Origin of the sequence: Mesorhizobium sp. KR1-2 (assembly GCF_040045035.1) — a bacterium.
Taxonomy (GTDB): domain Bacteria; phylum Pseudomonadota; class Alphaproteobacteria; order Rhizobiales; family Rhizobiaceae; genus Pseudaminobacter.
The window spans coordinates 1-10,267 of the sequence record NZ_JBDZDS010000022.1; the positions used below are offsets into that span (position 1 = coordinate 1).

Consider the following 10,267-nt stretch of genomic DNA (forward strand, 5'->3'; position numbering starts at 1 on the left):
TCCAGTTCGTCACCTTGAACTGCATCTTGCCGATACGATGACGGTGGGCAGCATTGTGTTTGAAAGGCATAGCGGTGACTGGGCGATTGTTTCGATCGCCGCTCTATACAGCGTAACTGTTAAATGATCGGTGCACCAATGCCCCGTCGATTCTGAGATTTGAGAATCTTGCGCCTGGCCACTGCTCAACTCCGCACACAACACCAACTGCCGTTGAATGTTGCCGAGCAGACGGGATGTGGAAACATCGGCTGTCGTGCCGCCACAGTTTTCCACTGGGGTCAGACGCTGCGCGCCGAAAATCCGGAGACACAAGCAAACGCCGTTCTTGCTTCGTTCAACGTTAGCGTACGATTTTGAACAGTTCTTGTTCCGGCCCCAAAACCGAGCATTGGGCTAACGAATAATCAACCATGCGACTCCAGCTCTGGTGGAGGAGCCGCCGGGTCAGGCCAACCGCGGCTGCGGTTTACCCTTTTTAATATTCGGGAAAGGTGGGGTTAAGCGGGAAGGGCTTTGGTTGCGCGGAGAACGGAACTTTTCCATGCGCAGCAGCATCCCATTTGGCTCCAAGAGTCGTTTCCAAGACGGTAGTGGACCCTCGCTGCGTGGAGCGCACGGGGCATTCCAACGGCGCTGGCCCGGCATTGCCGCATGCATCTCAGCGCATGCGGCATCGAACTCAGGCCGAGACCGCAGTCTTGCAGGGATCGCCATGGCGCCGAATGATGTCGTGACGCCGACGCCAGCCAAATCATGAGAAAAACCATGGCCACGAAAGAAACGGCGGGATCGCTCGCCGATCTCCCACCACCACTGACGATCCGCCACGCAGACGCTCTGCGGGAGGTAATCCTTGCCGCTTTCGAGACGCGGTCGGAGGTCGTGCTCAACGTGCCGGCAGACGCCGCCGTCGATCTGAGCTTCGTTCAGCTCGTGGAATCTGCCCGCATTCATGCGGGGCGCAACGGGCGCTCGATTTCCCTCGCAACGCCGGCTGAAGGCGCTCTCCTGGAGGTCCTGCAGGCGGCGGGCTTCCTCAAGACACACGAAACAACATCCTTCTGGCTTCATCGTGGAGACTGCCAATGACCGCCCGGATTTTGACCGTTGATGATTCAGCCAGCGTCCGGATGACCACCAAGATCGCGCTGACGAACGCGGGCTACAACGTCACAGAGGCCGTTGATGGAGCCGACGGGCTCAGTAAGGCCAAGAGCGACTCTTTCGACCTCGTCGTTACCGACCTCAACATGCCGAACATGAACGGGCTGGAGATGATCGAGGAGCTGCGCAAGTCGCCGGCTCATACCGGACTTCCCATCATCTTCCTGACCACGGAATCGGACGGAGGGCTCAAGACCCGCGCCAAGGCTGCCGGTGCAACTGGCTGGATGACCAAGCCCTTCGACCCGGAACAGCTGGTAAAGATCGTTCGCAAGGTGCTCGGCAAATGAGCACCATGGATCCCATTCAGGTCTTCCGCGTGGAAGCTGCGGAACTTCTGGAGCAGATCGAGACGGGGCTACTCGACCTGCTGCACGATCTCCGAGACAAAGCTCAGATCGACGCTGTCTTCCGCGGCCTGCATACGCTGAAAGGCTCCGGCGCCATGTTCGGCTTCGACGCGCTGGCAGCCTTCACCCATCACTGCGAGACGGCGTTCGACCGGGTCAGGAAGGGGGAGGTCGAAGCGACCAGCCAGTTGGTCTCCGCGGTTCTGGATGCCCGCGACCACATGCAGGCGCTCATCGATCAGCCGGACGGAAACCATGGAGAAACCGGCGAGCAGTTGCTGGCGAAGTTGAACATGGCTGTCGGCGGAACGTCGTCGGCAACGCCCGAGGCAGCGGTTCCGTCGCAGGCCGCGGAAGAAAACCAGCACAGCGCCGGGAAGAAAGGGTACCGCCTTGTATTCCGCCTGCCGGTCAATTCGATGGCCAACGGCACCAATCCGATCGGCCTCCTGAACGAGTTGCGAGAGCTCGGCGATTGCGAAATTACAGCCGACACCTCGTTTCTGCCGCCACTCAATCAGCTGAACGCAAGGGACCTTCATATCGGCTGGGTGGTGGACCTCACTACAAGTCAGCCACGCCAGGCCATCGACGATGTCTTTATCTTCGTGATGGACGACATGGAGCTCGAGATCGTCGAAGTCGAGGCTCCCGAAACGGCCGCCCCTGACGTTCAAGAGCCGGCGACGGCATCCGGTACGCCGGCCGGGACAGGCACGCCCGCCAAGGCTGGAGAGGCCGCCAAGGCGGCGGAGAACGTGCGTGTTCCCGCCGAACGGCTGGACGAGCTGATGGATCGCGTCGGCGAGCTGGTGATCGCCCAATCGCGTCTCTCCCAGCTTGCGGACAGGTCTGTGGACATTCCGCTCAGATCGGTTTCAGAAGACATCGAACGTCTGTCGAAAGAGCTGCGCGACACCATGATGATGCTCCGCATGGTTCCCATAGGGCAGCTCTTCGGGCGGTTTCGCCGCCTCGTCCACGATCTGTCCCGGGAAACCGGCAAGGTGATCGACCTGGTAACCGAGGGCGAAACGACCGAGGTCGACAAGACCGTTATCGAGCGGTTGGGCGACCCACTTGTCCATCTCGTAAGGAACTCCATCGATCACGGCCTTCAATCGCCGGCGGAGCGCCGAGCCTTGGGCAAACCGGAGGCCGGTAAGGTAACCCTGTCGGCGAGGCAGGCCGGCGGCGAGGTGATCATTACCGTCAAGGATGACGGCCGCGGCATCAACCGCGAGAAGGTCCGTGCCAAGGCGGAGGCCTCCGGCCTCGTCCAGCCGGGGGAATTGCTTGCCGACCAGGAACTGCTTCAACTGATTTTCCATCCCGGCTTCTCCACCGCCGCGAAGATCACCAACCTGTCCGGTCGCGGCGTCGGCATGGATGTCGTCAAGAAATCCGTCGAGGCCCTGCGCGGCATAATCGACATCGTGAGCGAAAATGGCGTCGGCTCGACCATATCGCTGCGGATTCCGCTGACATTGGCCATCATCGACGGACTTCTCGTTCGCGTGGGCACCGGCCGCTACGTGATCCCGCTGTCTTCGGTCGAGGAATGCCTCGAACTGTCGCTGGAGGAAGATTTTCGTTCCCGCGGCCGGAGCTTCATCTCGCTGCGCGACAGCCTCGTTCCCTTCATTCGGCTCCGGGAGCTTTTCTCCACTAGAACCGAGCCCGAACTGCACCAGAAGGTGGTGGTCGTCTCCACGGGAGCGGAACGCGTCGGCCTCGTGGTGGATCAGATCATCGGTGACCACCAGACCGTCATCAAGTCGATGTCGAAGCTCCACCATGCCGTCGCCAGCTTTTCCGGCGCGACCATCCTCGGTGACGGCAACGTCGCCCTGATCATGGACGTCGGCCATCTGGTGTCGCTCGGCCAACAAGAGGAGGCGCGTCTGCGCGCCGCAGGATGATGCAACTTGCTAAGAAACCAAAGTTCGACAGCCGCTGGCAAGAGCAGGACCTTCTCGAGGTCCTGACCTTCGACCTCAATGGCGAGACCTTCGCACTCGAGGCCAGCGTCGTGCAGGAAATACTGGACCTCGTTCCGGAGACCCTGGTCCCGGGTGCGCCGCGCTTTGTCGGCAAGGTGATCAACTTCCGGGGTCGGGTGATACCGCTTGCCGACGTCCGCCTGCCCTTCGGCATGGAGCCGCGGGAGCCGACGATCGACAGCCGGATCATCGTCATCTCGCTCGATCTCGGCGGCGAAGCGGTTCTGGTCGGCCTCCTAACCGACAAGGTCAACGAGGTGACCACCCTGCCACGGACGGCCTGCGAGCCGCCGCCGCGCGTCGGGATGCGCTGGCGGTCGGACTACATCCATTGCCTCGTCAAGCGGGAAGGAGAGTTCATCATCTTCCCGGATCTCGAAGCCATCTTCTCCTTCCGGAAACAGGCCTAAAACCCCCGGTTCAGCGAAAAGGACTTTCGATTATGCGATTTACGATCAAGCTTAAACTGGCGATTGCCTTCAGCTTCGTCATCCTGCTGCTGCTCTGTACCGCTGGGTACGGCATTCTGAGCCTCGGCACCCTCAACGACAATCTCGAACAGGTTCTGCAGGGTCCGGTCGCGCGGCTGAAGATGGCAGAGCAGATCAACGTCCAGCAGTTGCAGGCGATCCGTCAGCAGAAGAACCTGCTTGCCGCCGATACCGAGAAAGAAGCCGAAGGCGCCCGCACCAAGGGCGACGCCGCCCGCAAGGTCTTCGACAGTATGCTTGCGGAAGCCGAAGCCAAGGCGACCGAACAGGGCAAGGCGCGCTGGGCCATATTGCGCGCTCTCGCCGTGCAGTCGGATGAAGCCGAACAGCAGATCCGCAATTTCCTCGCCGCCGGCAATACTCTTGCGGCCCAGAACGTCTCGATCACGACAGCGCGGGCCAACGCCAATGAAATGGATGCGATCCTCGGCGAAATCGTCGAACTCGAGGAAAGCCGACTGCAGGACGCCAGCACCGCAGCAATGCAACTCTATGATACGACCCGCATGATGATGACGGCTGCCGCCGCTTTCGCCGTGCTGATCGCGATCGCCGCCGCCATCTGGATCTCGCTCACCATCAGCAAAGGCCTGCGCCGCGCGACCACGGCCGTTGCCGATGTCGCCGAGGGCGATCTCACCAAGATGGCCGAAATCACCAATCAGGACGAAATCGGCGCGCTGCTCGGCAATGTCAATGTGATGATCGAGCGTCTGCGCGGCGTGGTCGGCGATGCACTGACGGCTTCCAGCAACGTTTCGGCCGGCAGCCAGCAACTCTCTTCTGCATCCGAGCAGGTCAGCCAGGGCGCAACCGAGCAGGCCTCCGCAGCCGAGGAAGCCTCCGCGTCGATGGAACAGATGGCGGCCAACATCAAGCAGAACGCCGACAATGCCGCACAGACCGAGAAGATCGCGCGTCAGTCTTCCAAGGACGCCGAAGCCTCCGGTGAAGCCGTGAGCCGTGCTGTCCAGGCCATGCGGACGATTGCCGAGAAGATCTCCATCGTGCAGGAGATCGCGCGCCAGACCGACCTTCTCGCCCTCAATGCCGCCGTCGAGGCCGCACGCGCCGGCGAGCATGGCAAGGGCTTTGCAGTTGTCGCCTCGGAAGTGCGGAAGCTTGCCGAACGCAGCCAGTCGGCCGCCGCCGAGATCAGCGCCATGTCCGGCGATACGGTCAAGGCTGCCGCCGACGCCGGCGAAATGCTGGGCAGGCTTGTCCCGGATATCCGCAAGACCGCCGAACTCGTTTCGGAAATCACCGCCGCCTGCCGTGAGCAGGACATCGGCGCCAGCCAGATCAACGAGGCGATCCAGCAGCTCGACCAAGTGACGCAGCAGAATGCAGGCGCGTCCGAGGAGATGTCGGCTACGTCCGAAGAGCTCGCCGCCCAGGCCGAAGAACTGCAAGCGTCGATCGCCTTCTTCCGGGTGAACGGCAACGGAACCGCCGCATTTCAGGCAGCCGAGCCTGCCACCAATGTGACGCGCATCGCTCCGTCCGCCAAGGCCGCTCCTCAGCCGCGTCCGACTGCAAACGCCGTCGCTGCCCAGCAGGCACGGGCCAAGGGCTTTGCACTCGACCTGTCCATGGGTGGACCCGATCGCGAGGACCGCGAGTTCCGGGAGAGCGCTTGATGGCTGGGAATTCGTTTGAAGGCCAGTTCGTGACGTTCAGTCTCGACAGACAGGTCTTCGCAGTCCCCGTCGATGTGGTCCGGGAGATCCTGGACCACGACGAACCTTCGCGCATACCGCATGGGCCCAGCTTCCTGCTGGGGCTGAAGGATGTGCGCGGGCAGGGCGTGCCGGTCATCGACCTCAGGCTCAAGCTCGGCATGTCGAAGACGGTCAAGACGCAGGATACCCGTATCCTCGTCCTCGACGTCCCGCTCGCCGAACGGACGCTGCCGCTGGGCCTCGTCGCCGACAAGGTTTTCGAAGTGACGTCTTTCCCGCTTGACCAGGTCGAGCCCGCGCCTGAGATCGGCGTCAAATGGCCGTCGGAATACATTGCCGGCGTCGTTCGCCGGGAGGACGGCTTCGTCGTGATCGTCGATCTGGCGCGCCTCTTTGCCGAATCCGAGCGCCGGGAGGTGACCGACGCCCTGCCGGCGAGTATGGTCGCGTGAGTGCGGACATGACGGCACGCTCAGCAAGGACTGAGGTGGTCGATGACCGCCTCAGCGAGCGCAACTTCCTCTTGCTCGCTGACTTCATCGGTGACTACAGCGGCATCAAGATGCCGCTGAGCAAGATCACGATGCTCGAGGGGCGCCTCAGACGGCGCCTCCGGGCCACCGGCATGAACAGTTTCGACGACTATTGCAGCTACCTCTTTGGAGAAGGGATGCAGTCCGAGACGATCCATTTCATCGATATTGTCACCACCAACAAGACGGACTTCTTCCGCGAACCAAAGCATTTCGATGTTCTGGCGGAGACGGTACTTCCGGATCTGGCTGGACAGGGACATCGGGAAATTCGCGCCTGGAGTTCCGCCTGCTCTACCGGTGCCGAGCCTTATACCATGGCAATGATCTTGGCCGAATCCGTCGAGAAGCAGGAGATCGGCAATTTCACGATCCTTGCCACGGATCTCAGTACCGACGTGCTGGAAAAGGCCAAGCGCGCAGTCTACGACGCCGAAATTCTGCGGCCAGTGCCGACGGAGATGAGGCGCAAATACTTGATGCAGCCCATTAACCCTCAACGGCAGGCGCTTCGCGTCAGCCCGAGGCTACGCTCACGCGTGGGGTTCGCACGCCTCAACCTGATGGATCCGGCCTACCGCCTTGGCGACCCGATGCACATCATCTTCTGCCGCAACGTGTTGATCTATTTCGACAAGCCTACGCAGAAGATGGTGCTTCACCGGCTTTGCGACTGCCTGATGCCGGGCGGCTATCTCTTCATCGGCCATTCCGAGTCGATCACGGGCCTCGACCTGCCGGTCCGGCAGGTGGCCAATACCGTCTTCAAGAAGCTCTAGGGGCACTCATATGGGCAAGAAGATCCGGGTCCTTGTCATCGATGATTCTGCCAGTGTCCGGCAGATGCTGAGCGCGGTTCTTCAGGCCGATCCGGAGATCGAAGTGATCGGGGCCGCTCCCGACCCTTATGTCGCTGCCAAGCGCATCCAGGAGGAGATCCCGGATGTCATAACGCTCGACGTGGAAATGCCGCGCATGGACGGGATCACCTTCCTGCGCAAGCTGATGGCTCAGCGCCCGATCCCCGTCGTGATGTGCTCGTCGCTGACCGAAGAGGGGTCGGAAACCTTGATGCAGGCTCTCGAAGCCGGTGCCGTCGACGTCATCTTGAAACCGAAGATCGGGGTTGCCGATCATCTGGCGGAATCGGCCGCGCGCATCTGTCAGGTGGTCAAGGCTGCCGCTCACGCCCGCATGCTGGGAAGGCCGAGGGCGCGCACCGGTTCGGCCAGCGGCACGCAGGCCAAGCTGACGGCCGATGCCGTGCTGCCGCCGCCAATCACCCGGGCCATGGCGCGTACGACGGAGGCTGTCGTCTGCATTGGCGCTTCGACCGGCGGGACGGAAGCCCTGCGCGAAATGCTCATGGCCCTGCCCGCGAACGCGCCAGGCATCGTCATCGTCCAGCACATGCCTGAAAAGTTCACGGCAGCCTTTGCACGCCGGCTGAACGGGCTATGCGAAGTGGCCGTGAAAGAGGCAGAGGATGGCGATCCCGTGCTGCGTGGGCACGTGCTGATCGCTCCTGGCGATCGACATATGCTACTGGAGCGCTGTGGCGCGCGCTATCACGTTTCGATCCGCAACGGGCCTCTCGTCTCGCGCCACCGGCCCTCGGTCGACGTCCTCTTTCGTTCGGCCGCGAATTCCGCCGGTTCCAACGCCATCGGCGTCATCATGACCGGCATGGGCGACGACGGCGCCCGCGGCATGGATGAGCTTCACCAGACGGGCGCATTTACCGTTGCCCAGGATGAAGCGACCTCCATCGTATTTGGAATGCCCAAGGAAGCCATCGCGCGCGGCTGCGTTGACCGCATAGTGCCCCTCGGCCAGATCGCCGCCGAGATCATGGCGACCGACAGGAAAAGGTAACTAGAACAATGAATGCAGTCGCCCATGCCTCCGAGATCGTCTCCGGCGGCGAAACCCGCCAGCTTCTCGAGGACGGGCTGGCCACGGCCCACAGGCGCATCGAGGACCGGTTCACCCAGGGTGCCGTCGCTCTGACGTCGATCATGGACGTGCTCGCGCAATTGATCGGCTCCATGGACAGGCTGACTGGCGCCCTCGATGGCGAGACGGCGTCCGCCGTCATGGCGAGCATCCAGAAGACGGTGACGGACCTTGCCGGCCTGCCGGAAATGGAGAGCTCCCGCGGAGAGCGTTTCGGCGATATCGCTGCCTTGTGCCAGCGTCTTCAAGGTGAAGTGGAAGCGATGCGGGAAATCATGCGCTATTTGCGCACGTTTGCGGTGACGATGAAGATCACCGGCGCTCATTTATTTGAGTTCTCCAGTTTCGCCGAGGAAATCCGCGAGCGGATTCAGCAAGGCGCCGAGGAGGTCGAAAGCTTTGGGCAGCAATTGCAGGAGATGCAGGATCAGATCGTAAGGGCCCGTGCGATCTCGGCCGGCATGGTTGCCGAATATTCCAGCGCCGTGCCTGGCATCGTTGAAGAACTGCACCGCAACATCGGCAAGATCGGGCAGGAGCACCAAGCCATGGCCCTGCTGGCTGCTGAAGTGAAGCAACAGGCCAAGGGCGTTCAGGGAAAGATCGCAACCGTTCTTTCGAACCTGCAGATCGGCGACATCACACGCCAGCGCATCGAGCACATCAGAAGTGCTTTCGACATTCTGGAAGCCTTCATCGCCGAAACGTCCGAGCTCGATCCTGCCGAGGGGGCGCAGATGCGCCTGCGCGTCGCGCGGCTGGCCGCCGCACAGATGGACCAAACGCTGCAGGACTTTCTGGGAGGATGCGCGGATGTACTGCGTGTCATGTCCAGTTTCGCCACTGATGCGCAGGGTGTCCTTGAGATCAGGGACAAGATCGTTGGACTGCCCGGCGCGAAGGGCGCCATCTCGCTGCGGGCGCTCGAGGAAAGTGTCGCTGGTGCTCATGCCTTGGTCTCGAAGGTGGAGGCATCCGGGGCGGACGCCGATCGCACCGCGACATCCGTGGTCATGACGGCCCAGGCGCTTCTGGAGGGTATCCGCATCATTCAGCAGATCGAGATCGACATCCACCATATGGCGCTGAACTCCACCCTTCGCTGCCACAAGCTAGGCGAGGCTGGTCGATCCGTCGACGTGGTCAGCGCCGAGCTTCGCACCTTCGCCGCGCATCTCGAGCAGCCGGCCGGGAAGATCGTTTCAACGCTGCATGAGCTCGAGCAGATCTCCCAGGGGTTCGGCGGCGACGTCGTCGCCGACGGAGACCGGATCAGCGTGCCGCTGGCGGATGCGCTGGGCGCCATCCGGAGCATCTGCACGCAAGTGGATGAGGGCCTGCGCGATTTTGCTGCCGATGGACAGAACGTCTTCTCCACAATCAGCGGGGCGATCAGCACGCTCGACTTTGAAAGCGAGCTGGGGGAGGCGCTGCGGGAATGCCTGGCCTTGGCATCCCAGATCGCCATCGGCCAGTTGAAGGACGACGATAACTATCCGGACGCGATCGCAGAGTTAGGTGAGAGAATCTTCGGCATCTATTCCATGGCCCAGGAGCGGGATATCCACAGGACGCTTTTCCCGTCACCTCCCGAACAGGCCTCTGTCGGCTCGTCAGAGGAAGCGCCGGAGGAGGAAGACGACCTGGACGCCTTGCTTTTCTAGGAACGCGGGCTTGAGCGTGGATCACCCGAATCCACGCGGCGCCGCCGCCACGGGATGCGCTCAAGACTTGCCCGCTCTAGGCGATGTCACGTTGTCTGCATATAAACGTGTTGAGACCTGCGGCCACTGATGTCAGTTGATCACGGTCACGGCTTTCCATTCCGCCATGGCCTGCAGGCGATGAATATGTGTGGCGAGGGCGAAACGTTTTGAGCGAGGTGGAACAAAGAGATTGCGCAGCGCCGAGAAGATCGAAACGAAGCGTTGCATTGCTCCTGGGCATTGGTGCACCGATCATTTAACAGTTGCGCTGTATAGAGCGGCGATCGAAACAATCGCCCAGTCACCGCTATGCCTTTCAAACACAATGCTGCCCACCGTCATCGTATCGGCAAGATGCAGTTCAAGGTGACGAACTGGG

9 protein-coding genes and 1 pseudogene are annotated in these 10,267 nt (G+C 61.7%); 9 read left to right on the forward strand and 1 reads right to left on the reverse strand.

Annotation, left to right across the window (positions count from 1 at the left end):
* The first annotated feature begins 768 nt into the window (after nucleotides 1-768).
* The 9 genes from ABLE85_RS23630 to ABLE85_RS23670 are packed head-to-tail and all read left to right on the forward strand — an operon-like array spanning nucleotide 769 to nucleotide 9,846.
* On the forward strand, nucleotides 769-1,092 hold the full coding sequence (locus ABLE85_RS23630) for an STAS domain-containing protein (protein ID WP_348795153.1): 324 nt from the start codon (nucleotides 769-771) through the stop codon (nucleotides 1,090-1,092).
* Complete coding sequence (locus tag ABLE85_RS23635) at nucleotides 1,089-1,457, forward strand: response regulator (RefSeq protein WP_348795154.1); 369 nt, start codon at nucleotides 1,089-1,091, stop codon at nucleotides 1,455-1,457. Before ABLE85_RS23630 ends, ABLE85_RS23635 begins: the two co-directional genes overlap by 4 nt.
* A complete protein-coding gene (locus tag ABLE85_RS23640) occupies nucleotides 1,454-3,439 on the forward strand; it encodes a chemotaxis protein CheA (RefSeq protein ID WP_348795155.1) in 1,986 nt (661 codons plus the stop codon). The genes ABLE85_RS23635 and ABLE85_RS23640 overlap by 4 nt, the downstream gene beginning before the upstream one ends.
* The gene (locus ABLE85_RS23645; RefSeq protein ID WP_348795156.1) at nucleotides 3,436-3,930 is read left to right on the forward strand and encodes a chemotaxis protein CheW; all 495 of its coding nucleotides are present in this window, start codon (nucleotides 3,436-3,438) and stop codon (nucleotides 3,928-3,930) included. The genes ABLE85_RS23640 and ABLE85_RS23645 overlap by 4 nt, the downstream gene beginning before the upstream one ends.
* Before the next feature lie 32 nt (nucleotides 3,931-3,962).
* Nucleotides 3,963-5,651 (forward strand): methyl-accepting chemotaxis protein, encoded by a 1,689-nt coding sequence (locus tag ABLE85_RS23650; RefSeq protein WP_348795157.1) that lies wholly within the window; start codon nucleotides 3,963-3,965, stop codon nucleotides 5,649-5,651.
* Nucleotides 5,651-6,145 carry a chemotaxis protein CheW gene (locus ABLE85_RS23655; protein ID WP_348795158.1) on the forward strand — a complete coding sequence of 165 codons (495 nt, stop codon included), beginning with the start codon at nucleotides 5,651-5,653 and terminating at the stop codon, nucleotides 6,143-6,145. Before ABLE85_RS23650 ends, ABLE85_RS23655 begins: the two co-directional genes overlap by 1 nt.
* Before the next feature lie 8 nt (nucleotides 6,146-6,153).
* Nucleotides 6,154-7,005, forward strand: coding sequence for a CheR family methyltransferase (locus tag ABLE85_RS23660; RefSeq protein ID WP_348795159.1), 852 nt, complete (start codon nucleotides 6,154-6,156; stop codon nucleotides 7,003-7,005).
* 10 nt (nucleotides 7,006-7,015) lie between these two features.
* Nucleotides 7,016-8,101, forward strand: coding sequence for a chemotaxis response regulator protein-glutamate methylesterase (locus ABLE85_RS23665; RefSeq protein WP_348795160.1), 1,086 nt, complete (start codon nucleotides 7,016-7,018; stop codon nucleotides 8,099-8,101).
* 8 nt (nucleotides 8,102-8,109) lie between these two features.
* Nucleotides 8,110-9,846: a chemotaxis protein gene (locus tag ABLE85_RS23670; RefSeq protein WP_348795161.1), complete on the forward strand. Its 1,737-nt coding sequence runs from the start codon at nucleotides 8,110-8,112 to the stop codon at nucleotides 9,844-9,846.
* A gap of 132 nt (nucleotides 9,847-9,978) precedes the next feature.
* Here the strand turns inward: ABLE85_RS23670 and ABLE85_RS23675 are convergent.
* Nucleotides 9,979-10,122, reverse strand: a pseudogene (locus ABLE85_RS23675) (IS6 family transposase); the annotation flags it as partial.
* Nucleotides 10,123-10,267: the final 145 nt, after the last annotated feature.